This is a genomic window from Leucobacter coleopterorum (assembly GCF_011382985.1).
GTDB classification, from domain to species: Bacteria; Actinomycetota; Actinomycetes; order Actinomycetales; family Microbacteriaceae; genus Leucobacter; species Leucobacter coleopterorum.
Map to the genome: position 1 here is coordinate 1,296,297 of NZ_CP049933.1, position 24,170 is coordinate 1,320,466.

The 24,170-nt window shown below is 60.3% G+C and carries 19 protein-coding genes and 3 pseudogenes; 17 read left to right on the top strand and 5 right to left on the bottom strand.

Features of this window, described 5'->3' with window-relative positions:
- Positions 1 to 25: 25 nt before the first annotated feature.
- Entirely contained in the window at positions 26 to 1,864 is a 1,839-nt protein-coding gene (locus G7066_RS06005; RefSeq protein WP_166329785.1) for an AMP-dependent synthetase/ligase, read from the bottom strand.
- 145 nt (positions 1,865 to 2,009) lie between these two features.
- Here G7066_RS06005 and G7066_RS06010 point away from each other — a divergent pair.
- Both G7066_RS06010 and G7066_RS06015 read left to right on the top strand, forming a co-directional pair.
- Positions 2,010 to 2,686 (top strand): annotated as a pseudogene (locus G7066_RS06010) (lysophospholipid acyltransferase family protein).
- 127 nt (positions 2,687 to 2,813) lie between these two features.
- Positions 2,814 to 4,148 (top strand): class II 3-deoxy-7-phosphoheptulonate synthase, encoded by a 1,335-nt coding sequence (locus G7066_RS06015; protein ID WP_166331932.1) that lies wholly within the window; start codon positions 2,814 to 2,816, stop codon positions 4,146 to 4,148.
- Between the two features lie 42 nt (positions 4,149 to 4,190).
- Here G7066_RS06015 and G7066_RS06020 read toward each other — a convergent pair whose 3' ends face one another.
- Together G7066_RS06020 and G7066_RS06025 are read right to left on the bottom strand one after the other, a co-directional pair.
- Positions 4,191 to 5,195 carry a PASTA domain-containing protein gene (locus G7066_RS06020; RefSeq protein ID WP_166329787.1) on the bottom strand — a complete coding sequence of 335 codons (1,005 nt, stop codon included), beginning with the start codon at positions 5,193 to 5,195 and terminating at the stop codon, positions 4,191 to 4,193.
- On the bottom strand, positions 5,159 to 6,316 hold the full coding sequence (locus tag G7066_RS06025; RefSeq protein ID WP_244303325.1) for a protein kinase domain-containing protein: 1,158 nt from the start codon (positions 6,314 to 6,316) through the stop codon (positions 5,159 to 5,161). The genes G7066_RS06020 and G7066_RS06025 overlap by 37 nt, the downstream gene beginning before the upstream one ends.
- Positions 6,317 to 6,541: 225 nt before the next feature.
- Between G7066_RS06025 and G7066_RS15885 the strand changes: the two genes are divergently transcribed.
- On the top strand, positions 6,542 to 6,757 hold the full coding sequence (locus G7066_RS15885; protein ID WP_244303326.1) for an Rv2175c family DNA-binding protein: 216 nt from the start codon (positions 6,542 to 6,544) through the stop codon (positions 6,755 to 6,757).
- 7 nt (positions 6,758 to 6,764) lie between these two features.
- Here G7066_RS15885 and G7066_RS06035 read toward each other — a convergent pair whose 3' ends face one another.
- Together G7066_RS06035 and G7066_RS17820 are read right to left on the bottom strand one after the other, a co-directional pair.
- A complete protein-coding gene (locus G7066_RS06035; protein ID WP_425280757.1) occupies positions 6,765 to 7,415 on the bottom strand; it encodes a polyprenyl synthetase family protein in 651 nt (216 codons plus the stop codon).
- Positions 7,304 to 7,864 carry a polyprenyl synthetase family protein gene (locus G7066_RS17820; protein WP_425280758.1) on the bottom strand — a complete coding sequence of 187 codons (561 nt, stop codon included), beginning with the start codon at positions 7,862 to 7,864 and terminating at the stop codon, positions 7,304 to 7,306. The genes G7066_RS06035 and G7066_RS17820 overlap by 112 nt, the downstream gene beginning before the upstream one ends.
- Positions 7,865 to 7,937: 73 nt before the next feature.
- Here G7066_RS17820 and G7066_RS06040 point away from each other — a divergent pair, with 73 nt between their 5' ends.
- The 14 genes and pseudogenes from G7066_RS06040 to ftsZ all read left to right on the top strand — a co-directional run bounded on the left by G7066_RS06040 (position 7,938) and on the right by ftsZ (position 24,169).
- Positions 7,938 to 8,309, top strand: a complete 372-nt coding sequence (locus tag G7066_RS06040) for a DUF3040 domain-containing protein (RefSeq protein ID WP_166329789.1) — start codon at positions 7,938 to 7,940, stop codon at positions 8,307 to 8,309.
- Positions 8,310 to 8,636: 327 nt separating this feature from the next.
- Positions 8,637 to 9,068, top strand: a complete 432-nt coding sequence (mraZ, locus tag G7066_RS06045; RefSeq protein ID WP_166329791.1) for a division/cell wall cluster transcriptional repressor MraZ — start codon at positions 8,637 to 8,639, stop codon at positions 9,066 to 9,068.
- Positions 9,069 to 9,079: 11 nt separating this feature from the next.
- Positions 9,080 to 10,051, top strand: a complete 972-nt coding sequence (gene rsmH / locus G7066_RS06050) for a 16S rRNA (cytosine(1402)-N(4))-methyltransferase RsmH (protein ID WP_166329793.1) — start codon at positions 9,080 to 9,082, stop codon at positions 10,049 to 10,051.
- On the top strand, positions 10,048 to 10,632 hold the full coding sequence (ftsL, locus tag G7066_RS06055) for a cell division protein FtsL (protein ID WP_166329795.1): 585 nt from the start codon (positions 10,048 to 10,050) through the stop codon (positions 10,630 to 10,632). The genes rsmH and ftsL overlap by 4 nt, the downstream gene beginning before the upstream one ends.
- A gap of 193 nt (positions 10,633 to 10,825) precedes the next feature.
- Positions 10,826 to 12,459 (top strand): annotated as a pseudogene (locus G7066_RS06060) (peptidoglycan D,D-transpeptidase FtsI family protein).
- 30 nt (positions 12,460 to 12,489) lie between these two features.
- Positions 12,490 to 14,082, top strand: a complete 1,593-nt coding sequence (locus tag G7066_RS06065; protein WP_166329797.1) for a Mur ligase family protein — start codon at positions 12,490 to 12,492, stop codon at positions 14,080 to 14,082.
- Entirely contained in the window at positions 14,079 to 15,494 is a 1,416-nt protein-coding gene (locus tag G7066_RS06070; protein ID WP_166329799.1) for a UDP-N-acetylmuramoyl-tripeptide--D-alanyl-D-alanine ligase, read from the top strand. Before G7066_RS06065 ends, G7066_RS06070 begins: the two co-directional genes overlap by 4 nt.
- Positions 15,491 to 16,576 (top strand): phospho-N-acetylmuramoyl-pentapeptide-transferase, encoded by a 1,086-nt coding sequence (gene mraY / locus G7066_RS06075; RefSeq protein WP_166329801.1) that lies wholly within the window; start codon positions 15,491 to 15,493, stop codon positions 16,574 to 16,576. Before G7066_RS06070 ends, mraY begins: the two co-directional genes overlap by 4 nt.
- Entirely contained in the window at positions 16,558 to 18,081 is a 1,524-nt protein-coding gene (gene murD, locus G7066_RS06080) for a UDP-N-acetylmuramoyl-L-alanine--D-glutamate ligase (protein ID WP_166329803.1), read from the top strand. The genes mraY and murD overlap by 19 nt, the downstream gene beginning before the upstream one ends.
- Positions 18,065 to 19,267 carry an FtsW/RodA/SpoVE family cell cycle protein gene (locus G7066_RS06085; RefSeq protein ID WP_166329805.1) on the top strand — a complete coding sequence of 401 codons (1,203 nt, stop codon included), beginning with the start codon at positions 18,065 to 18,067 and terminating at the stop codon, positions 19,265 to 19,267. Before murD ends, G7066_RS06085 begins: the two co-directional genes overlap by 17 nt.
- Positions 19,264 to 20,335 (top strand): annotated as a pseudogene (locus G7066_RS06090) (UDP-N-acetylglucosamine--N-acetylmuramyl-(pentapeptide) pyrophosphoryl-undecaprenol N-acetylglucosamine transferase). Before G7066_RS06085 ends, G7066_RS06090 begins: the two are co-directional and overlap by 4 nt.
- Positions 20,336 to 20,435: 100 nt before the next feature.
- Positions 20,436 to 21,866, top strand: coding sequence for a UDP-N-acetylmuramate--L-alanine ligase (gene murC, locus G7066_RS06095; RefSeq protein ID WP_166329807.1), 1,431 nt, complete (start codon positions 20,436 to 20,438; stop codon positions 21,864 to 21,866).
- Positions 21,863 to 22,927: a cell division protein FtsQ/DivIB gene (locus tag G7066_RS06100; protein ID WP_166329809.1), complete on the top strand. Its 1,065-nt coding sequence runs from the start codon at positions 21,863 to 21,865 to the stop codon at positions 22,925 to 22,927. Before murC ends, G7066_RS06100 begins: the two co-directional genes overlap by 4 nt.
- A gap of 39 nt (positions 22,928 to 22,966) precedes the next feature.
- Complete coding sequence (gene ftsZ / locus G7066_RS06105) at positions 22,967 to 24,169, top strand: cell division protein FtsZ (RefSeq protein ID WP_166329811.1); 1,203 nt, start codon at positions 22,967 to 22,969, stop codon at positions 24,167 to 24,169.
- Position 24,170 lies beyond the last annotated feature (1 nt).

Sequence of the window (24,170 nt, forward strand, 5' to 3'; positions counted from 1 at the left end):
ACTCACCGCGGCTTTGAATGATTTGTTAGGCACCTGCCCGCTGTGTGTTCACGATTTCAGTCTGAGGGTTGTCGCCGTATAGCTCAGCAATATCGTGCGAGAAATCGCGAAGGATGTTGTCTCGCTTGATGCTCATCTTCGGTGTGAGGTGACCGTTTGCTTCGACAAACTCCGTCGGCAGAATAACAAATTTGCGGATCGACTCTGCACGAGACACGTACTTGTTGCCTAGGTCGATCGCGCTCTGTACCTCAGCCAGTACCTTCGGATTCTTCACCGCCACTTCGAGAGACATTGACGGGTCTTCACCATTGTTCTTCAACCACGCAGGGAGTATCTCGGGATCGAGTGTGACGAGGGCCGCGATGAAGGGCTTCTGATCGCCAACAACAACTACCTGGCCGACAATGGTGTTTGAACGGATCGGATCTTCGAGCGCTGCGGGGGAGACGTTTTTGCCACCGGCAGTGACGATGATTTCCTTCTTGCGGCCCGTGATCGTGAGGTAGCCCTCGCTATCCAACGAACCGAGATCACCGGTCTTGAAGAAGCCGTCCTCGGTAAAGACCGCCCTCGTGGCCTCCGGATTGTTCCAGTACTCCTTGAAGACGTCGATGCCCTTGACCTCGATCTCGCCGTCGGCTGCGATGCGCACTGTGTGACCAGGAAGAGGTGGCCCAACGGTACCGATCTTGAAGTGGTCGGGCAAATTGACGGTGACCGGAGCGGTTGTCTCTGTGAGACCGTAACCCTCAAGAATCTTGACGCCAAGACTGCGATAGAAATGGCCAAGGTAATGGCTGAGAGGGGCGGAACCCGAAACCGCAAACTTGACGCGGCCTCCGAGACGCGCGCGCAGCTTGGAGTACACGAGCTTGTCGAACACCTTGAACTTAATACCGAGCATGAGTGGAACTTTGCCGGCGTCAAGTGCTTTGGAATGTGCGACAGCCACCTTTGCCGCCGCGCGGAAGATATTGCCCTTGCCCTCGGCCTCGGTCTTCTGCTCGGCGGAGTTGTACACCTTCTCGAACACGCGTGGCACCGCGAGCAGAAAGGACGGCTTAAACGAACCGAGCGAGGGGAGCAGTTTTGTCGTATCTGGTTGGTGCCCGACGCGGACTCCGCCATGCACACAAAGCACTGAGATGAACCGTGCGAACACGTGAGCCAGGGTGACGAAGAGCAGCGTCGACGCTCCCTCTTCTTGCACCACCTGCGAGAGAGCAGCACCAGCGTTGCGAGAGAGATCAACGAAGTTTGAGTGGGTCAACACGCAGCCCTTGGGGCGACCGGTTGAGCCCGACGTGTAAATCAGTGTTGCGATGTCGCTACCCACTGCGATGTTTCGGCGACGCTCGATCTCGTCGTCGGCGACCTCTGCGCCTCCTTTAGTGAGCGTTTTCAGCGCATCCTCATCCATGCGCCATGCGAGTTCAACCTTTGGTGCATCGCTGCGAATCTCAGCTAGGTGCTCAGCGTGCGCGGCGCTCTGCGTCAAGATGCCACGCGCTCCTGAGTCTTCAAGGATCCAGTGGAGTTGCAGTGCGGATGAAGTCTCGTACACCGGAACCATGATTGCGCCCGCGTAGAGGAGGGCGAAGTCTACGAGCGACCACTCGTAGCTGGTCTTGCACATGAACGCGATGCGATCGCCTGGCTCAACACCGGCTGCGACGAAACCCTTTGCGAGCGCAACAACCTGGGAGCGAAACTCCGAGGCCGTGACGTCGTTCCATGAATCGCCAGCGGGCGTCGCAAAGACGACACGATCGGGTGTTGCTTTAACGCGCTGCTCGAGCAGGTCAGTGATGTTGTCTTCGGGAACAATCGGGATAAGAATCGGCTTTTCTGACACATTCATGGCAGCTCCTTTGATACCTCGTGTATCGAACGCGGGTGTGGCACTTCCATTTCTCCGCACCCTTCATTTCCATTCAGCATATAGGTATGCCTCGGGTTAGTTAGGGATCACGCTATTCTGTTCTGAGTCGAGAGGAAACCACACCGTGTTGTACTGGTTTTTTAAGCACCTAGTATTTGGGCCGCTGTTGAAAACGATCTACCGCCCGTGGGTGGAGGGTTCCGAGAATCTTCCGGCGACCGGACCGGTCATTATTGTGGGAAACCACCTCTCCGTGATCGACTCATTTTTTATGCCGCTCATGATCGATCGGCGTGTCTACTTCTTGGCTAAGAGCGATTACTTCACTGGGAGGGGCCTCAAAGGGTGGATCGTCAAGAACTTTATGCTTGCTGTGGGGCAGCTTCCCATCGACCGCTCGGGGGCAAAGCTTCTGAAGCTTCACTGAACACCGGGCTCGGGGTGCTGGATCGCGGCGATGTGCTCGCCATCTACCCCGAGGGCACACGAAGTCCAGACGCGCGCCTGTACCGCGGACGAACCGGCGTCGCCAGGCTCGTGCTCGAATCGGGTGCCCTCGTTGTGCCAGCAGTGATGATTGACACCGAGAAGGCGATGCCGATCGGCGCCAAGATTCCAAAGATCCGTCGCATCGGCACCGTCATCGGTGAACCCCTCGACTTTAGTCGTTTCGCTGGCATGAGCGCGGACCGCTTTGTGTTGCGCAGCGTGACCGACGAAATCATGCTTGAGATCCAGAAACTGAGTGGCCAGCAGTACGTCGACATTTATGCGTCCAGTGTGCGCAAGCCCTCGGCGTAATCTGGCAGCGGTTCACACCGCCCTTCGCTAGGCTAGAAGACTGTTGCGTCGAGCACGGCGTGCCAACACGATGTAAAGGACCACGGTGGTGAGTGTGAACAAAACACACGAAATTGATGCCCGTCTCGTGAACGAGGGGCTCGAGGCCTATCGTGTACTTGAGGCGAAGCAGCAGCCACAGTGGCCTGACGCTTCAGCGGTCCAGCTTGCTTCAGACGAGCTTGCCTCTCAGCCGCCCCTGGTGTTTGCGGGCGAAGCGGATCAGCTTCGCACCCGACTGGCCGCCGCCGCGCGCGGAGAAGCGTTCCTGTTGCAGGGTGGCGACTGCGCCGAGACGTTTGAGGCCGCAACGGCCGACAAGATTCGGGATCGGGTCAAGACGTTGCTGCAGATGGCGGTTGTGCTGACGTACGGTGCGTCAATGCCGGTTATCAAGGTGGGGCGTATGGCCGGGCAGTTTGCCAAGCCGCGTTCGAGCGACACAGAGACGCGCGACGGCGTGACGCTGCCCGCCTACCGCGGCGACCTCGTGAACGGCTACGACTTCACCCCTGAGGCTCGGGCGGTTGACCCGAACCGCCTCACCCGGGGCTACCACGTCTCAGCCTCGACGCTGAACCTGATTCGTGCCTTCACGCAGGGCGGTTTCGCCGATCTGCGTCAGGTGCACGAGTGGAACAAGGGTTTTGTGGGCACCCCGGCAAACCAGCGCTACGAATCGCTTGCCGCCGAGATTGATCGCGCGCTCAAGTTCATGGAAGCCTGCGGTGTGGATCACACGGCGCTCACGCAGACCGAGTTCTACGTGAGTCACGAGGCGCTGCTGCTCGACTACGAGCGACCCCTGGTTCGCATTGATTCACGCACAGGCCTGCCCTACGGCACCTCGGGTCACATGCTGTGGATTGGGGAGCGCACACGCGACCTCAACGGCGCACACGTCGACCTGCTATCGAGATTGCGCAACCCGATCGGGGTGAAGCTCGGTCCGACCGCCTCGGTCGACGATGCGCTGCGACTCATCGACAAGCTCGACCCCGAGCGGGAGCCTGGCCGCCTGACGTTCATCACGCGCATGGGTGCCGGCAAGATCCGCGACGTACTGCCTGGATTGCTTGAGGGTGTGCGGGATGCCGGGGCCCAGCCGCTCTGGATCACCGATCCGATGCACGGCAATGGCATCACCACCGAAACCGGCTACAAGACCCGCCGCTTCGACGACGTCATGGACGAGCTGCGAGGCTTCTTCGAAGCGCACCGCGAGGTCGGCACGTTCCCCGGTGGCATCCACGTTGAGCTCACCGGTGACGACGTGACCGAGTGTCTTGGCGGGTCAGAGAACATTGACGAGGAGACCCTCGCGACTCGCTACGAGTCACTGTGTGATCCACGGCTCAACCACCGTCAGTCCCTGGAACTCGCGTTCCAAGTGGCTGAAGAGCTGAAGAAGCTGAAGCACTAGACGCGCTTCGCGCTGATCCCGCCTTACAAGAGCACCCCTGCCCTACAGCTTGAGGGTGCTCTTTACGCTGATCTCGGTGCCCGCGGGCACCTTCTGACCCGCGGCAGGGTTCGTTTCGGTTGCCGTAGCGAAACCGCGGAGCGCATCAGGTACGAGCGTTGTGGGGGCAAACCCAGCGTTTGAGAGTGCATCCATCGCCTCTTGCAGGCCCATTCCCGAGACATCGGGAACTTCAAAGAGTTCGGGCCCAAGAGAGACCTGCAGCCCCACCGCATCGCCGGGACGCACGGGGTCGGTATTCAGCACAAGTGAGATGACTTGGCCCTTTGGTACGTCGTCACTGTGTGCTTCGCTGCCAAGCGTGGGGTCGACGCTGAGCTCACTCTTAGCGAGTGCATCGGTGGCCTGCTTCACCTTCATGCCCGCGACGTCGGGAACGCTGCCGACAGAAATCTGAAGTCCTACAGAATCGCCTGTACGGAGTGGATCGGTGTTTGTGTTGAGTGAAATAACGCTGCCGGCGGCTACGTCGCTGTTAAACGCCTTGGTATTGAGCTCAGAGTTAACGCTGAGCTCACTCTTCGACAAGATTTCGGTAGCGTTTTTAACCGATTTGCCCGCTACGTCGGGCACGCTACCCGCCGAGACAATGAGATCAATGCGAGCCTGCTCGGGGTAAGTATCGCCGAGAGCTTCACCGTTGTCGCCAAGGGCAGCCAACACCGAATCGGCGGGTTCGTCAGAGAAACGTTTTTCGATGACCTTGCCAAAAGTGAAACCGGCGTTTTTTATGGCCGTTTTTGCCGGCTTAATTGACAGACCGACAATGGTCGGAACAGCTTTCATCTCAGGGCCGGTAGATTTGCAGACTTCAACAGAGCTGCCGCGTTCGAGCCGAGTTCCGGCCTTTGGTGTTGTGGCCGCGACCTTGCCTGCTGGGACCTTCAAGCTTGAACACTCAGCTTCGGTTACTTCAAGTGAACGATCAATAAGCGCGGTTCGAGCTGTGCTCAGATTCGACCCGACGAGATCGGGAACCTCCGCCATCGAGCCAGGACCTTGCCCAAACCACCAGCCGATCCCGCCCGCGGCCACGATAAGCGCAACCACACCGAGCGCGATGATGCGCCCGCGAACACTGCGACGGTGTGCGGCGTTCGCAGCAGACGTGAGAGTCGAGGACTGCTCGCTTGCACTGTCGTCAAGGCCTGTTGCGGGATCGTGCCCTGAAGCCAGCAGATCTTGTTGGGCTTCATCAAGCACCGTCGTTGACGGGGTGAGGGCCGTTGTAGCCCGAGTGGCGGGAGAACTCGCGTAGCCTGCACTGGCGCGCCGTGGCGAAGCGCGGAGATGTATTCCAGAGCCTCGCCGGCATCACGTGGGCGCTGGTCTGGCTCTCGCTGGGTGGTCCAGCGCACAAGCTCATCGAGTTCGGGAGGTGTCTCGACATTTTTGAGCGAGGGCACCGGAACCTCTGAGTGTGCGTGCTGGTACGCGATCTGCATCGGCTGTTCGCCGGTGAACGGTTGCGCGCCGGTAAGCATCTCATACAGCATCACACCGAAGGCGTACAGGTCGCTGCGTGCGTCGGCAACGCCGCGAGTCACGAGTTCGGGCGAGAGATACGCGATCGTTCCCAGCAGCGCTTGTCCGGTTGTGGTGTTGGCTGACACGGCGCGGGCAAGACCAAAATCACCAAGTTTGATGCGGCCGTCGTCGGCGAGCATCACGTTTTCGGGTTTCAGATCGCGGTGCACGATGCCTGACTGATGAGCTGCGGAGAGACCTGCCAACACAGCCTCACCGACCTCAAGCGTCTGCTCGATGGTCAAGTGCTTTTGCTGCTTGAGGAGGTCGCGCAGTGTAATGCTTGGAAGGTACTCCATTACCAGGTAGGTGCGCCCGAGATCTTGACCCTGATCAAACACGTTTACCAAGTTGGGATGAGAGAGGCGAGCCGCGCTGCGGGCTTCTTGCTCAAAGCGTCTCGTGAAGTTGTCGTCTTCGGCGAGATGTTCGTGCATCACCTTGACGGCGACGCGGCGTTCGAGTCGAAGATCGTTTGCGAGGTAGACCATGGCCATACCGCCGCGAGCGATGCGTGAGCGAATCACGTATCGCTCGTCAAGCGTCTGCCCGATGAGCGGGTCGGAAGGCACGGAGGACACAAGGAGAGTTTACGGAACAACTGCTGTGTGAAGCCGTGCGCGCGCCGTGCGGTCGAAGATTGCGCTCGCGCGAGGTCACTGGCAAAGTTAAGGTGTGTCCGAGAAATCTACGTCCGAAACTGTTTATCTGACAATCCCCGATCTGGTTGAGCGGCTAGACCTCGCCCCGGAAAGATCCACCGGCTTATTGAGGATTCATACCTCGCCGCGGTCCGTGTCGACGGGGTGCTGAAGGTTCCCGCTGAGTTTGTGCAGGGTAACGAACCGTTGCCACCCCTTCGTGGAACGTTGCTCGCGCTCTTCGACGCCGGATACTCCAACGAAGAAGCTGTTGCCTGGGTCTTTGAGCACAACGAAGAGCTCGGTGAGCGACCTATTGATTCGCTCTTGGCTGGGCGAAAGAGCGCAGTGCGCCGCGCAACACAGTCACTCGCGTTCTAGCTCAGAGCTATGCGCTGCGTCGCGCCGCCCGCTCCGCAAGCTGCGTGAGCGAGGCGACCGCGTCTGAGCGAAGCGGCGCTCCGCTTACCGCTGCCGTTGAACGGGAGATGTTTCGTGAGATCATGCCCTCGACCTGATCGACGGCTCCGCTCTCCCGAATCGAGCGCTGCAAAATCGAGATCTGATTGGCATCGAGTTCGGTTCCCAGCAGATCATCAAAAATGCGCCGGTGTGTAGTCGGCAGATGCTCGCGGGCGAGCGTCACCAGAACCGTGCGTTTGCCTTCTGCGAGGTCGTCACCGCTCGGTTTGCCCGTGACTTCCTCGTCTCCGAAAACCCCAAGCAGATCATCGCGCAATTGAAAAGCAACCCCCACAGGGAGGCCAAAGTTACTGAGGGCGGTTTCCTGTGCCTCGTTTGCGCCTGCCAATGCCGAGCCAATGAGTAGAGGCGCCTCGACGCTGTACTTTGCTGACTTGTAGACGAGTACCCTGGTTGAGCGCTCCAGCTGTTCCGCGTGTTCTGCGAACAGAGGCTGCTGTTCTTCTAACACGTCAAGGTACTGCCCAAGTGCAACTTCACTGCGCATGCGATTGAAGTGAGCACGTGCTGCGCGGGCGGCAGATGGATCCGGCACAGCATCGCAGGCTTTCTGCATAAACTCATCAGCCCAAGACTGCAACAGATCACCCAGCAAGATGGCCCGGCGAGTCCAAAGTGCTCTGAGGCTCCACGCCACCCGTGCTGCTGGTGCATCGCGGAAAACAGGCGGTGAGTCGAGGGTCGACCGCGGCGGGTGTCGGAGCGATCGATGAGGTCGTCGTGAATGAGCGCGGCAGCGTGAAAAAGTTCAAGGGCACATGCCGCGTCAAGAATGGCACCAAACTCGGAGGTGACTTCTCCCGTGAGGTCGAGGGGCTTCACGGCGCGGTAGCCGAGGGTCGCGAACTGGGCCCGGAAGCGCTTGCCGCCAGAAAGAAATCCGAGGGCTTCGTCAAGAAGTGGCTCGGTATCGTGGCCGAGGGGTTTGAGGTCGCGTCGGTGGCCAGCGAGGGTATCGGAGATCCGCTCCTGAATAAGGCCTGCGAGTCGTGTCGTTTCGTGCACGCAACTAGCCTAGCCGTGGTGGGGCAGCGTAGACTGTTGTGACATCAGGATCCATCGACCGCAGGAGGGTGTTATGGCTCTGTCAGAGCACGAACAGCGGCTGCTGGACGAAATGGAACGCGGTTTCTATCGCAGCGAAGCTGACGTTATGCAGACCGCTTCCGTGCGTCGCACTCGTACAAATTACCGATCTCTCGTGCTGGGCACCATCGTTTGCATCGTCGGTATCGGCGTGCTGATTGGCGGTGTCGCTGCTCAGCAACTCTGGCTTGGGCTTATCGGCTTTGCCACCATGCTGGGTGGAGTGCTTCTCATGTTCGCGCGTGGCCCAGATGCCGAAGCGACCGATGAGGAGGGCTCGCCAATGAAGAAGAAGGAAGAGCGGGAGTCCTTTAGCGAGCGCATGGAGCGCCGTTGGGATGAGCGCATGGAAGGCGAGCGCTAGTCGCATAAGCAGCAGTTTCTAGGGACCGTGGCATTAGCCACGGTCCTTTTTTCTTGCCCACGGTGTCTGTCTCGCTTGGGTGCCTCTTTTGGGTGGTCAGTTGCTCCACTTTGCTCCACAATTGCGTGAAAGCTTGCATCTGCGGCTCCCAATTGTTGATTTCAAGCGGTGTCACGTGCTCAAGGGTGAGTTTGGCGTGCCAGAAGAATCGGCGCAATCGCGGGCAATTTCTGCATACCTTTAGTGAAGTGGAGTAAAAAATCATCTAAGTGGAGGAAAGTGGAGTAGTCTGGGGTCGTTGATCGCGTCAGGGAGAGGAGAGGTGCCATGTTTTTGGGAACCTTCACGCCTCGCCTTGACGAAAAAGGACGGCTGATCCTTCCCGCAAAGTTTCGTGATGAGCTCTCTGACGGTCTTGTGATCACTCGTGGGCAGGAACGTTGCCTCTACGTGTTCAGCGAGGCAGAGTTCGCGTCGATGCACGAACGCATTCGACAGGCACCAGTCACTTCAAAGCAGGCGCGTGACTACCTGCGTGTGTTTCTGTCGGGTGCGCACCCGGAAACACCGGATAAGCAGTCTCGAGTGACCATTCCCGCAGGCCTTCGCGAATACGCGGGGCTCGACCGCGAACTCGCTGTTATCGGCGCCGGATCCCGAGCCGAGATCTGGGATGCCGAAGCCTGGCAGGCTTACCTGACGGCGCAGGAATCCGCATTCTCTGACATCGAAGAGGAGGTGATTCCGGGCATGTTCTAGCCCGGAGACCCATGACTCAACACGATGAACGAGACGCAAGCGCACTGCACACTCCGGTACTGCTGCAACGCTGCCTTGAACTCCTCGCTCCGGTTGCTTCGCAAGAGGGAGCCGTGGTGGTCGATGCAACCCTCGGCATGGGTGGCCACAGTGAAGCGCTCCTTGAGAGAAATCCTGGTCTCACACTGATTGGGTTGGATCGGGACACCGAAGCTCTGCGGCTGGCAGGGAACAGGCTTGCGAGGTTTGGTGAGCGAGCCATCCTGGTACACGCGGTCTATGACGAAGTCGCAGAAGCCGTGCTCGATGCCGGGTCTGACCGCATCGACGGAGTGCTCTTTGACCTGGGTGTCTCATCGCTGCAACTTGATGAGGCCGAGCGCGGATTTGCGTACGCGCAAGACGCGCCACTCGACATGCGAATGGATCAGAGCAGGGGTGAGACCGCTGCCGAGGTGCTCGCGGTTGCCCCCGAAGGGCGACTGCGCGCGATCTTTGAGCGCTACGGCGAGGAACCGCTCGCGGCACGGTACGCGAGGGCCATTATCGCGGCTCGTGCTGACTCGCCGATCGAGCGAAGTGGACAGCTCGTTGACATTTTGCAGCAGGCAACTCCCGCTGCGGTGCGTGACCAGCGGCATCCAGCAAAGCGCGTTTTTCAGGCGCTGCGGATCGAGGTCAACAGCGAACTTTCGGTGCTTGAGCGCGCGATCCCCGCGGCTCTTGACTTGCTCGCGCTGAACGGTCGAGCCGTCATCATGGCCTACCAATCACTTGAGGATCGCCTTGTGAAGCGAGAGCTTGCGCAGCGGTCCCGTTCGACGGCCCCAGCGGGGCTGCCCGTCGAACTTCCTGAACATCGTCCCGAGTTTCGCCTGCTTACACGCGGAGCGGAACTCGCCGACGAACAAGAACGTGCCCAAAACCCACGGGCAATCCCGGTGCGCTTGCGCGCCGCTGAGCGAGTAAGGGGTGTGGAATGAGCATTACCGTTCCACTCGAACTGGACCGAGACCGGCTGCTTGGAGCAGTAGCACCGCTGCCCGAGCCGACCGAGCGACCCCTGCGGCTCGCTGAGACCCACAAACCCGTCAGAAAGAGTCCCCTGGTTGGTGCTCTTGTTTCGGTCGGCATCGTGCTCGGTATTCTCGCAGCGCAGCTTGGCCTCAGCATTGCTATTTCGCAGGGCGCCTATGAGGTACGAGCTCTCGAGATTGAGAAGCGCGACCTCAGTCGTGTGCAGCGTCTACTGTCGCAGAATGTCGATAAGCTCGCTTCACCGCAAAACCTTGCCGCAAACGCTGCTGCGCAGGGCATGGTGCAGAATGTGCAGCCCGCAACGCTGCAACTCAGCACAGGGGCGATTCTTGGCTCGATGGATTCGAAAACCACCGAGGCAAACAGCAATCTCGTACCCAACGCAACTCTGAGCACCCTGCCGACAGTCGACGCTCAGGGCGTGTCCGTCTCGCGCAACACCGGACTCCCAGCTGCCACTACCGCCAAGTCAACTGACGCGCCGGTACGGTGGAAGGGGAAACTTCCGGCGCCAGACACGCACTAGGTCCGGTTTTAGAGTGAGGAGCGGAATGTTGAGACTGCGCCAATCGCGGTTTCGCCGCGCAATTGCCCTAGTGCTCGTGGTGAGTGCCTCGTTGGCTTTTCTGGTGAGACTGGCTGACGTGCAGTTGGTGTCAGCCGCGGCTTTGAATGAAGAGGCAAAAGATAAGCGTGCCGTGCCTGTCGAGATTCCGAGCATGCGCGGTGACATTGTCGATCGCAACGGCGTAGTGCTGGCGACCACGGATGCCCGCTACGACGTGCAGCTCTCTCCGAAGAACACGAAGCTGAACGGGGGAGTGTTCACCCGGCCAGACCCGAAGGGTGGCGTCGGCACGATCAACGTCACCGCAAAAGAGGCCTTTGAAGAGATCGGTGCCATCACCGGACAGAAAGCAAGTGAGATTCAGAAAACGGTTGACGACGCTCTGAAGAAGAACAAGAAATCAGACTTCGCCTACGTGAAGCGTTCCGTTGACCTTACTGTTCTGAACAAGCTCAAGGCGCTCAACATCCCGTGGCTCACGTTTAGCACCCACATGACTCGCACCTACCCGAACGGTGCCGTTGCTGGCAACATCATCGGGTTTTCAGGTGCCGAAGACAAACCGCAGGCCGGTATCGAACTGTCACAGGACAAGTGTCTCACGGGCATTGACGGAACCGAGAACTACGAGCGCAGCGCCGACGGTGTACCGCTGCCAGGCAGCGTTGTCGTGACTCAGAAAACGCTCGACGGTGGCACGGTCAAGCTGACTCTTGACCGTGATCTGCAGTGGCAAGCCCAGCAGATCATCAACGAGCAGGTACAGAAGGTAAGCGCCGAGTACGGATACCTGGTCATCATGAACGTGAAGACGGGTGAGCTCGTGGCGGTTGCAGAGGACGGCTCCGTGGATCCCAACGACGTTGACGCCTCTGACCCTGCGAAGCGCGAGGCGCGATCCTTCGTGGCGCCCTACGAGCCGGGGTCTACGTTCAAAGTGATCACCGCGGCGGCGCTCATCGATCAGGGGGCGGCGACCCCGAGACCCAGAACGCGACGCCTGAAAACTGGCGACCCGAGCCCGATGTGTACTTTGAAGACGCCTTCAGCCACGAGGTGAAGCAGTGGACGCTGGCTGGCATCCTGACCACGTCCTCCAACGTGGGCACTTCGATGCTGGGCGCGAGGCTCACCCCTCAGGTTCGCTACGACTACCTGCACAAGTTCGGGGTCGGGACCGCGACCGAGTCGGGCATGCCTCTTGAAGACTCCGGCCAGTTATGGCCCGTCGACAAGTGGGACGCCCAGACCTCGTACAACACTATGTTTGGGCAGGGGCTCTCCTCCACTATTGTGCAGACCGCCGGTGTATATCAGACGCTTGCAAATGGAGGCAAGCGCGTGCCCCCGACCCTTGTTGAATCGTGCAAAACACGCGATGGAAAAACCGTGGTGCCAAAGCACGGTGACCCGGTTCAGGTGGTAAAGCCCGAGACGGCCCAGCAGATGATGAGCATGATGGAGACCGTTGCAACCCAGGGCTGGTTCAAAGCCGATCTCGTGATCCCGGGTTACCGCGTCGCTGGTAAGACCGGCACCGCGGAAGAGGTGGACCCGAACACCGGCCTATACCGCACTGACGGTTACGTTAACTCGTTTGCCGGAGTCTTCCCTGCCGACAACCCGCAGTACGTCGCGGTAGCATCTATTGGGTTCTCCGCCTCGGTGAATGATGGAAGCATGGCGGCCCGAATCGCATTCCGTGATGCGGCCGAGGCCACGATCCGTACCTTCCATATTCCACCGTCCACGGGAGAATTCACCCCGTACCCAATAGAGTATTGACCGAAGACCCGCCCAGGAGGCAAGAAGCACGTGAGTTCCGGAGACGCACTCAGTATTCGACCCAAAGCGCCAACGCCGGTACCCCTGGCCTCCCTGGCGGAGCGGTTTTCGCTTGAAGTGCACGGTGGTGCCAGTGGCTCCAGTGGGATCGATGGCGTTTCAACGACCGGGGTGACCCTCGACTCGCGTGACGTGCGTCCCGGCGATCTCTACCTGGGGGTGCCTGGAGCGCTGCGCCACGGCGCGGAGTTTGCGAGGCAGGCTGCCGAACTGGGAGCAGCCGCAGTCTTAACCGATGCGGAAGGTGCTGAGCTTGCAGTCGCCGCGCTTACGAACTCCGAGATCGCGCTGCCGATTGTGGTGACGTCGCTTCACCCTCGCCATATCGCTGGTGAAGTCGCTGCTGTCGTCTACGGAACCGACGAGCGCTTCGACGCCAAGACCTTTGGCATTACCGGAACAAACGGCAAAACCAGCGTCGTCTACATGCTCGCCGAACTGCTGAGCGCGGCGGGGTTTACCCCCGGCCTCAGCTCGACCGCTGAGCGCCGCATCGGCGACGAGGTCATTACGAGCAACCTGACGAGCCCGGAAGCGCCTGAACTGCACGGTCTGCTCGCGCGCATGCGAGAGGCCGGGGTGGACGGTGTTGCGCTCGAAGTATCGGCGCACGCCGTCGAGCGCCACCGCATCGACGGTGTCCACTTCGACGTGGTTGCCTTCAACAATTTTTCACAGGACCACCTTGATGACTTCGGTGACATGGAGACGTACTTCGCCGCAAAGCTGGCGCTGTTCGCGCCCGAGCATGCGGAGCGCGGTGTGGTGGTTGTTGATTCGCCATACGGGCAGAGGATCGCGCGTGAATCTCAGATTCCCGTGACCAGGCTCGCGACCGAGTTTGGGCAAGAGGCAGACTGGCACCTTGCAATCACCCGGCAGACGCTCGACGGAGTTTCGTTTGTGTTGCAGGGTCCTGCAGGGGAACACTTTCGCGGACGAGTTCCGGTGTTCGGTCGGTTCATGGCAGAGAACGCGGCGCTCGCGCTCATTATGTTGCACGAGGCGGGGATCCCCATCGCTCAGGTCGAGGCGGGTCTCGACGGGGGATTGATCCCGGTATACATTCCCGGTCGGCTTGAAGAGATGACTGATCACTCGAGCGACAACAAGCCACGTTTCTATGTTGACTACGGCCACACGCCCGGTGCCTTTGAAGCCATGCTCGAGGCTCTTGGCGAGGTTGCGCCCACGCGGGTCATTTTTATGTTCGGTGCCGATGGTGATCGGGACACGACCAAGCGTGAAGAAATGGGCAGGATCGCGGGGTCTCTTGCCGACACCGTGATCATTTGCGACTACCACCCACGATCGGAACCACCCGAACAAATCCGAGCGCAACTGCTGGCGGGTGCTCGATCCGCAAACCACGCGACGGTGATCGAAGAAGGGGATCCGCGGCGCGCGGTGCGGCTCGCCATTTCGCTTGCCGGGCCGGGGGACGTTATTCTATATGCCGGTCCCGGACACGAGGACTACCAAGAGGTCGCCGGGCAGATGATTCCCTACTCGGCGCGTGATGAAGTACGCGGCGCGCTCCGCGAGGCAGGATTGCTCACGTGATTGATCTGACGCTCGCCGAGATTGCGGCGGCCATGAACGGGCGGCTGGTGATCGGCGAATCTGCCGGGGCCGTCTCTGAAGACACGGTTATCAATGGCGAATCACAGACAGATTCGCGTGAGGTGCGACCCGGGCAAATCTTCTTCGCCCGGCGCGGCGAAGAAACCGACGGTCACCTCTTTGTCGTGAAAGCGATTGATTCAGGCGCGGCTTTGCTGGTGGTTGAGCGCGAGGTTGATGGTCGAGTCCCGCAGATCGTGGTTGAAGACGCCACGGTCGCGCTTGGCCAGCTCGCCACTGAAGTTGTGCGACGTGTGCGCGCGGGTGGCGAACTGACAATCGTCGGGATCACCGGTTCGAATGGCAAGACCACCACTAAGAACTTGGTCGCCGCGATGGCTGAGCGACGCGGATCCTCCGTTGCCTCAGAGAAGTCCTTCAATAACGAGGTCGGTGGGCCGCTCACCATGCTTCGTGTGCAGTCGGACACCCGCACGCTCGTTGCCGAGATGGGTGCGAGCGCCGAGGGTGAGATTGCGCGCCTCACCGCGATGGCACCGCCGCACATCGGTGTGGTGCTGACCGTCGGACTCGCGCACGCCGGCGAGTTTGGCGGCATCGAAACGACATTCCGCACCAAGAGCGAGATGGTGCAGGATCTGCCGAACTCGGCAGTGGCAGTGCTCAATCGAGACGACGCGCATGTGTCTCGCATGGCTGAGTTGACCTCTGCCCGCGTGCGTTGGTTTGGCCTGCACCCTGAGGCCGACGTGCGCGCGAGCGACATCGACTCTGACGCCGCGGGCACCCGCTTCACGCTGCATGTTGACGGCGAGTCAGCCCCGGTGAACTTTCACGTGCTCGGTGAGCACCACGTCACGAACGCCCTCGCCGCCGCGGCTGTCGGTCACGAGCTGGGGTTGAGCCTCGCCGAGATTGTTGACTCGCTACAGAGCGCGACAAAGGCCGCGCGTTGGCGCATGGAAGTTATGGGCGGCCGCGACGGCGTCACTATCGTGAACGACGCCTACAACGCGAGCCCCGACTCGATGGCAGCGGGGATTCGTACACTCGCGCAGATCCGCAAGCCTGATGGTCGTGCCGTTGCCGTGCTCGGTGCGATGAGTGAGCTCGGTGAATACTCGATCGAGGAACACATTCGCATCGGTTTGCAGGCCGTGCGCTTGCGCATTGACGAACTCGTGGTGGTTGGCAAAGAAGCCAGGCAACTGCACATCAGCGCCATCAATGAGGGTTCATGGGATGGCGAGAGTGTTTTCTTCGAGGGGCAAGACGACGCATTCGAGTACCTGATGAGCACACTTCGCCCAAACGATACCGTGCTCGTAAAATCTTCTAATTCCGCGGGACTCCGCTTCCTCGGAGACCGACTCGGAGAGGCCTTCGCATGATCGCCCTGTTGATTGCGGGCGGCTTTTCGCTGCTCTATTCGCTGTTGCTGACGCCACTCTTTGTGCGCGGCTTCCGCAAACTATCGTGGGGGCAGTTCATCCGTGAGGACGGGCCCGAATCGCACTTCGCGAAGCGCGGCACTCCCACCATGGGCGGCCTGATTTTTATCTCTGGTGCGGTCATTGCGTACTTCCTCGGCAAATTCCTGATGGGGGAGCAGCCGAGTCCCTCCGCGCTGCTCGTAATTCTGATGGCCGTTGGCTCTGCCGCTGTCGGGTTTATCGACGACTTTATGAAGACGCGTAAGCAGCAGTCCCTCGGCCTTGGTGGCTGGGCGAAAATTGGTGGTCAGGTGCTCGTGGCTATCGTGTTTGCGTTCCTCGCGCTCCGCTCGCCGAACGATTTCGGCGTTACTCCCGGCTCCACCCACATCTCGATTTTCCGTGACCTGCCATTTGACTTCATGTCGTTCGGCACGATTCTCGGTATTAGCCTGTTTGTGCTCTGGGTGATTGTGATCGTCGTTTCGACCACCAACTCCGTCAACGTGACCGACGGTCTTGACGGTCTCGCGGGCGGCGCCTCTATCATGGTGTTTGGCGCCTATATGATCATCGGCTTCTGGCAAGCCTCGCAGAGCTGCTTCAGCACGGCGTATGAGGCAGGCTGCTATCTTGTGCGTGATCCGATGGATCTCGCCGTCGTTGCGGCCGCGTTCCTCGGCGGCCTTGGGGGCTTTCTCTGGTGGAACACGAGCCCCGCTCACGTCTACATGGGTGACACCGGATCCCTCGGACTGGGCGGTGCTATTGCGGCGTTTGCGATCCTCACTCAGACCGAACTACTGCTCATCTTGCTTGGTGGGCTCTTTATTATCGAATCCGGATCCGTCATTCTGCAGCGCGCCTACTTCAAAGTGACGCGCGGTAAACGTATCTTCCTGATGAGTCCAATCCACCACCACTTCGAGCTCAAAGGATGGGCCGAGGTGACGGTGGTTGTCAGGTTCTGGATCATTGCGGCGCTCTTTGTGATCGCCGGAGTGGGAGCCTTCTACGGAGAATGGTTGTTACAGCAGTGACGGAAGCATCAAACGCGGTTCGGGATCGAGTGCTAGGCCTGTCGAGCTGGCACCACGATTGGACTGGCCTGCGCGTCGCCGTGCTTGGGCTCGGGGTGACGGGGTTTTCGGTTGCGGACACGCTTGTTGAACTCGGATCGCGCGTACGCGTGATCTACGGGGCTCCAGACCCCGACCGTGAACGACTGCTCGATGTGATCGGTTCGGAACGCTACTGCGATGACAACAACGATGGTCAGCTCACCGATCTGCGTGTGTTTGATCCCGAACTCATCATCGTGTCTCCGGGGTACCGCCCCGACCACCCGCTGACCGAGTGGGCTGGCGAGAACGGCATTGTTGTTTGGGGCGACATCGAACTCGGGTGGCGGCTGCGCGACAAGACCACGCGAATTGCCGACTGGATCTGCATCACCGGCACCAACGGCAAAACCACAACGACCGAACTCACCGCGCACATGCTCGTCGCGGGAGGACTGCGTGCGACACCGGCAGGCAACATCGGTACTCCAATTCTCGACGCGCTGCGTGATCCTCAGGGCTACGACGCGCTGGTTGTTGAACTCTCAAGCTTTCAGCTCGAGCGCCTGGGTGAGATCTCGCCCTATGCGAGCGCCTGCCTCAATGTTGCCGACGACCATCTCGACTGGCATGGCAGCCCCGGCGCTTACCGCGCGGCCAAGGCGAAAGTCTACGAGAACACGCAGGTGGCGTGCGTCTACAATCGCGCAGACGCGGCGACCGAGCACATGGTCGAAAACGCCGACGTGGTCGAGGGAGCCAGGGCGATTAGCTTCGGTCTCGACTCGCCGCCGCCGAGCGGCTTCGGTGTGGTCGAGGGCATTCTGGTTGATCGTGGATTCCACGCCGAGCGGCGCAACGAGGCCTTCGAACTGGTAACCGTCGAAGAGCTGCTTGAGCGCGGCACCGCGGCGCCACACATGGTGCAGAACATTCTTGCCGCGAGCGCGCTCGCGAGGTCGCGCGGAGTGGAACCCACCGAGATCGCTGGCGCGATCCTCAGCTTTCAGCCCTCGCCGCACCGGGCGCAGCAGCTCGGTGAATACAACGGGGTTCGCTGGATCGATGATTCGAAGGCGACAAACGCTCATGCGGCTGACGCGTCGCTGCGCGCGCTGAGCGATGTCGTCTGGATTCTTGGGGGTCAGCTCAAGGGTGTGGACATCAACGAGCTCGTGAGCACCCACACCTCGAGGTTGCGCGGTGCAGTGGTGATTGGTTCCGAGCGCGCCGAGGTGATGGCCGCTCTGACTCGCCACCTGGGTGAACTGCCGTTCGTTGAGATCTCCGATGAGGACCCGGACGTGATTATGGCCCGGGCGGTCGGGGCCGCGGCGAGGATCGCGCAGTCCGGTGATACGGTGCTCCTTTCGCCGGCCGCCGCCTCGCTTGACCAGTTCAGCGGCTACACGGACCGCGGACGCCGTTTCCAGCGCGCGGTGGGCGAGCTGACCGGAGGAGCCGCGGGTGTCGTCGGGGAATAAACCCGCCGCATTTGGTGCCCAGACCCGCATTAGTCTGGGGGCCTCACTCAAGTCTGGCACCGACCGCACGGTAGCTGCGCTCTATGCCATCACGCTGCTGCTTGTTGGGTTCGGTCTGATCATGGTGCTATCGGCCTCGTCCATTAGCTCTTACGTCGCCGAACAGGGCTTCTTCGGTGGGTTTTGGCGGCAGGCGCAGTTTGCCCTTATCGGGCTGCCACTCATGCTGCTCGCCGCGGCGATGCCGGTCAGCTTTTGGAAGCGCTGGGCGTGGTGGTTGTTTGGCGTCGGACTGTTTTTACAACTGCTTGTGTTTACGCCGCTTGGTGTCGAAGTGTACGGTAACCGCAACTGGATTCAGATTGGCACCTCGTTCAGTGCGCAGCCGTCGGAGATGCTAAAGCTTGCGCTTGTGGTATGGATCGGTGCGGTGCTGCTGAAGAAAGAGCCGTTGCTCGGACAAATGAAGCATGAGCTGATACCGGTGGTCTTTCCGGGGGCCTTGCTGGCTCTGGGGCTGGTGCTGCTCGGCGATGACCTTGGCACCGTGATGATTATGGCCGCGCTAGTTATTGGTGCCCTCTACTTCGGGGGCATGAGCTGGAAATCGCTCGGAGTGATTTTGCTCGGTGGAGTGCTCGCGGTTATCTTCTTTCTCGTTACGAGTCCCAACCGCATGGCGCGACTCTTCGGCCACGCTGATGGCAACACTGACTACAGCGGCCTCGGCTGGCAGCCGCTCCACGGGCTCTGGGCGCTTGCGGGCGGTGGTCTCTTTGGGGTAGGCCTCGGCGGGTCAAAAGCCAAATGGATGTGGCTGCCTGCTGCCGACAACGACTACATTTTTGCGATCATCGGTGAGGAACTGGGGCTCATCGGCGCGATCCTCGTGATCGCCCTGTTTGTGGTGCTTGCCGCCGTTATGTTGCGAGTCATTTCGCGTGCGCGTGACCGTTTCGGTAAGGCCGTGGTCGGAGGTGTGCTGGTGTGGATCGTCGGTCAGGCATTCGTGAACATTGGTGTGGTGATCGGTATTCTGCCGGTGCTTGGTGTTCCGCTGCCTCTGATTAGCTCAGGAGGAACAGCCCTTATTGCGTGTTTGATCGCGATGGGCGTGGTGATTTCGATCGCGCGTGATGGCACGCTGTACCAGCGCGAACTCGCAGAGGGTAAGCTGCAACGATGACCAGCTATCTGCTTGCGGGGGGTGGCACTGCGGGGCACGTGAACCCGCTGCTTGCTCTCGCCGATCTGATTCGTGCACAAGAACCTGACGCCGAGATCGTTGTACTCGGCACCCGAGAGGGACTCGAGGCCAGGCTTGTGCCTGAGCGCGGATATGAGCTCGCCTACATTGCTCGACTCCCTTTTCCGAGGCGCCCAAATCTCGCGGCGATCAAGTTTCCGACGCGTTTCGCTGGGGCCGTACGTGAGGTGCGCGAAATGATTCGTTCTCGGGGGATTGACGTTATGGTGGGCTTTGGTGGCTATGCGGCCGCTCCCGCCTACCGCGCAGCTAAAGCCGAAAACATCCCTTACGTGATCCATGAGGCGAATGCCAAACCCGGAATGGCAAACAAACTGGGCGCACGTAACACCGACTTTGTCGCCGTGACATTTCCTGGCACCCCTATTTCAGGGGCTCGGGTGACGGGGATGCCTCTGCGGCCAGAGATCACGGGGCTTGATCGTGCTGAGCTGCGACCGAGTGCACGTACACACTTCGGGCTTGATCCTGAACGACGCACGCTGCTTGTGACCGGGGGTCTCTGGGAGCGCGTGCGATCAATCGAGGGATTTCCTCGTCAGCAGCCGACTTGACCTCGGCAGGAGTGCAGGTGTTGCACGTGTGGGGAGGACTCACGGAGCTTCAAGACCCGGGGGTGCCCGGGTACAACGTGATTCCCTACTGCGACCGCATGGACCTCGCATTTGCCGCTTGCGACTTAGCCGTATCGCGTGCCGGGTCCACCACGGTGAGCGAACTCGCTGGCCTCGGCGTGCCTGCTGTGTTGGTGCCCTATAGTCACGGCAACGGTGAGCAGCGCTTCAACGCTGCGAGCGTGGTGTCGGCCGGGGTGCCTTGCTTGTTGAAGACGCTGAACTGACCCCTGCTTGGGTGCGAGAAACTCTCATCCCGTTGCTGGGCAATGAGGATCGGTTGGTGGAGATGTCAGAGCGTGCGCGAAGCGCGGGATCCCTTGACGGAACCGAACGGCTACTAGGTTTGGTGCGCGAGGCGCTGGCGGGCTAGCGATTTCCAAACAATAGCGGAACTACGAAGCTGGGCGTGCTGGCCAGCTTCCAAGGCGTATAGCGCTATTCTTGACGGGCAGACCCCAGAAGGAGCCCCGATGATTTACCCTGATCTCGACCTGAAGATTCCCGCCGATCTCGGTAACGTCCACTTTGTTGGCATTGGCGGCTCAGGCATGAGCGGGATCGCACGCATGATGCATCAAGCGGGGGTCCGAGTTACGGGATCCGATCGCAGTGCAAACTACTCGACCAAGGCGCTTGAAGAGCTCGGGATTACGGTTGCAATCGGCCACGATGCAGCGAACGTTGGTGACGCCGACACTCTTGTGGTCACCGGCGCACTCTGGCAAGACAACCCTGAGTACCAGCTGGCCCTTGCAAAGGGCTTGCCAGTGCTCCACCGCTCACAGGCGCTTGCCTGGTTGTCGCGTGGTAAGCGAGTGGTGGCAGTTGCCGGTGCCCACGGCAAAACAACCTCAACCGGCATGCTGGTCACGGGAATGCTTGGGCTTGGTCTCGACCCCTCATTCGTGAATGGTGGGATCATCGAATCCCTCGGGGTGAGCTCGGGCGCGGGGACAGACGAACTGTTTGCGATTGAGGCAGACGAGTCCGACAAGTCCTTTTTGCTCTACGACACGGCAGTGGCGCTCATCACCAACGTCGATCCTGAGCATCTGGACTTCTACGGCTCCCGCGAAGCATTCATGCAGGCATTTGTCGACTTCGCTCGAGGTGCTACTGAGCAGATCGTGATTTCCGCCGACGACAAGGGGGCGCTTGAAGTTCTCGCTACCCTCCGTGCAGAGGGGACAACGACACCGATTCGCACCTTCGGGGAAGCCGCAAACGCCGACGTGCGAATGGTCGATGTTGATGACTCGGGTCCGGTGCGCTTTGGTGTCGAGATTGACGGTGCTCGGTTCGAAGCGCAACTGGGTGTGTATGGGAGACACAACGCCGTGAACGCCGTTGGTGTGCTCGCGGTGCTGACCGCGCTTGGGCACGAACCCGGTGCAGCTCTCGCCGCGATTGCCGAGTTTGGTGGCACGAAGCGCCGTTTTGAGTTTCACGCAGATGTTGCGGGTGTGCGAGTCTACGACGATTATGCGCACCATCCGACCGAGGTCGCGGCTCTTCTGGAATCGGCTCGCGCCGTGGTGGGTGAGGGGCGCCTCATCGCAGTGCACCAGCCGCACCTCTTCAGCCGAACCCATACATTTCATAGGGAGTTTGCGGAAGCGCTTGAGCGTGGCGCAGATCACACGGTCGTGCTTGCTGTCGATGGGGCGCGCGAAGATCCGGTTCCTGGTGTGACGGGTGAGCTTGTGTCGCGTGACTTTAGCGATTCCACAAAGGTGGCTTACCTCGACGACTGGCAGAACGCCGCAGATTACCTTGCCGGCATTGCCAAACCCGGTGACGTAATGGTCACGATGAGCTGTGGAACGGTCTACCAGATCATTCCGCAGATCGTGGCGGCGCTGCAGAATCGATTTGACGCAGTGGAGTCTGCAGCGAAGTGAAACGACCGGGCGGGTTTGACCGAATGCCGGACCGGCAAGAGCCCGATGAAGAACTGACAGCTTCGGAGTCGGAATCCGATGAAAATACTGCGCCCGACCACTCGCGGCGGCTGCGCGGTGTGCTCAGTAGATTTCAGGCTGAACATTCGAGCGATCTTGAGTCAGCGCCCGTGCGCGCTTCGGAACCCGTGTACAGGGCCGAACCTGATCCTGTGGCCGAAGCCGAGCGCCAGCTACGCGAAGCCGCTCGACGGGCCAAAGCCCAGCGGCGGCGGGAGAGTCGCAGGTTCTCGGCGCATACGCGCCGACGTCGCCGCAACTGGTTGATAGCGCTCGGCACCGTTATAGCCCTTGCGCTCTTTGTCGCCGTTGGTGTGTTTACGCCGCTCATGGCGGTGCGTCAGGTGCAAATTGAGGGTGCGTCGAGCGTCAAGGTTGAAGACCTAAAGAAGGCGCTTTCCGAGTTTGAAGGTGTACCGCTCGCCCTCGTCCAAGACTCCGCGATTCGAGATGCGCTTGAGCCCTTCCCTGGAATCGAGCGCTATTCCATGGAGGTGATTCCTCCGAGCACGCTCAAAGTGCGTATCGAGGAGCGTGTGCCGGTGCTTTCAATCGAAAAGGGCGGCACTTTTCAGCTCTACGATGCGGCGGGTGTGATGCTCGGGACCGCAGAGGCTCCGCCTGCGGGCGTACCACTTGCGAGTGGGCCAGCATCGGACAAAAAGTCGAAGGCCTTCGCTGCGTCAGCTCGCGTGCTGCGCGACATGCCGGCCGAACTGCGTGCGCAGGTTGTGTCGATCACCGCATCAAGCGGACAGGACGTAACGCTCAAGCTCGCGAGCGGGGTCGAAGTGATGTGGGCGACGCCGAGCTCTCGAAGAAGAAAGCCGTCGTGCTCACCTCGATGCTGGGTGCCCTCGGGGATCGCGCGATCACACGCATCGATGTTTCGTCAACTGAAGCTCCCGTCTTCCAGTAGTTTCGGCGTGTCTCCGAGGGTCTTGCGTCCCTGGGACATACCTTGGTGCCCAGGAAATGTATACGGCGATACTAACTTTTAACTTCAGGTAGAGGTTGAAGGTTAGGGGCGGAGGAACCACGTGTCAACGAACCAGAACTACCTCGCGGTGATCAAGGTCGTCGGTGTTGGCGGCGGTGGCGTCAACGCTGTCAACCGCATGATCGAGCTTGGTCTGCGCGGAGTTGAGTTCATTGCCGTGAACACCGACGCACAGGCTTTGCTGCTCAGTGATGCGGATGTCAAGCTCGACATCGGGCGCGAGCTGACCCGTGGGCTCGGCGCAGGCGCCGACCCTGAGGTTGGCCGTCGCGCAGCCGAGGATCACGCTGAGGAGATCGAAGAGGCCCTTGCCGGGTCAGACATGATTTTTGTGACCGCGGGTGAGGGCGGTGGCACTGGCACCGGAGCGGCACCGGTCGTGGCGCGGATCGCAAAGTCGATTGGTGCGCTCACCATCGGTGTTGTGACCCGTCCCTTTAGTTTCGAAGGTAAGCGCCGTGCAGCCCAGGCCGATGCTGGTGTGCATACGTTACGCGAGGCGGTTGACACGCTCATCGTTGTACCAAACGACCGTTTGCTCGATATCAGCGAGCCGGGTATCAGCATGATCGAGGCGTTCGCTGCCGCAGACCAGGTGCTGCTCGCGGGTGTTTCGGGCATTACCGACCTCATCACGACCCCCGGTCTCATCAACCTCGACTTCGCCGATGTGAAGTCGGTTATGCAGGGCGCGGGTGCTGCCCTCATGGGTATCGGATCGGCGCGCGGTGCTGATCGCGCCATTAAGGCGGCCGAGCTTGCCGTTGCGTCGCCGCTGCTTGAAGCCTCGGTTGAGGGCGCGCACGGCGTGCTGCTCTCCATTCAGGGTTCCTCGAACCTTGCGCTCAGTGAGATCTACGAGGCGTCGACGCTCGTGCAAGACGTTGTGCACCCTGAGGCCAACATTATCTTCGGTACTGTCATTGACGACACGCTCGGTGATGAGGTGCGGGTCACAGTGATTGCAGCCGGTTTTGATGATGAGCCCGTCGCACAGACTGCACCTGTCGAGCGCGGCCGTCGTGGGAGCCACGTCGAGGGGATCGACGAGGCTGCAAATACGGCACGCATTGCAGCCGGTGTCGGTGCTGTGAGCGCCAGTGGTGCTGAATCACTCTCCAGTCCCGCCACGGGGCAGTTCGGAGAAGTATTGTCGAACCCTCCCGTTGAGGCACAGCTGCCCGATCCCGCGTTTGATGGTGACGATGACGATGATCTCGACATTCCCGAGTTCCTGAGGTAAA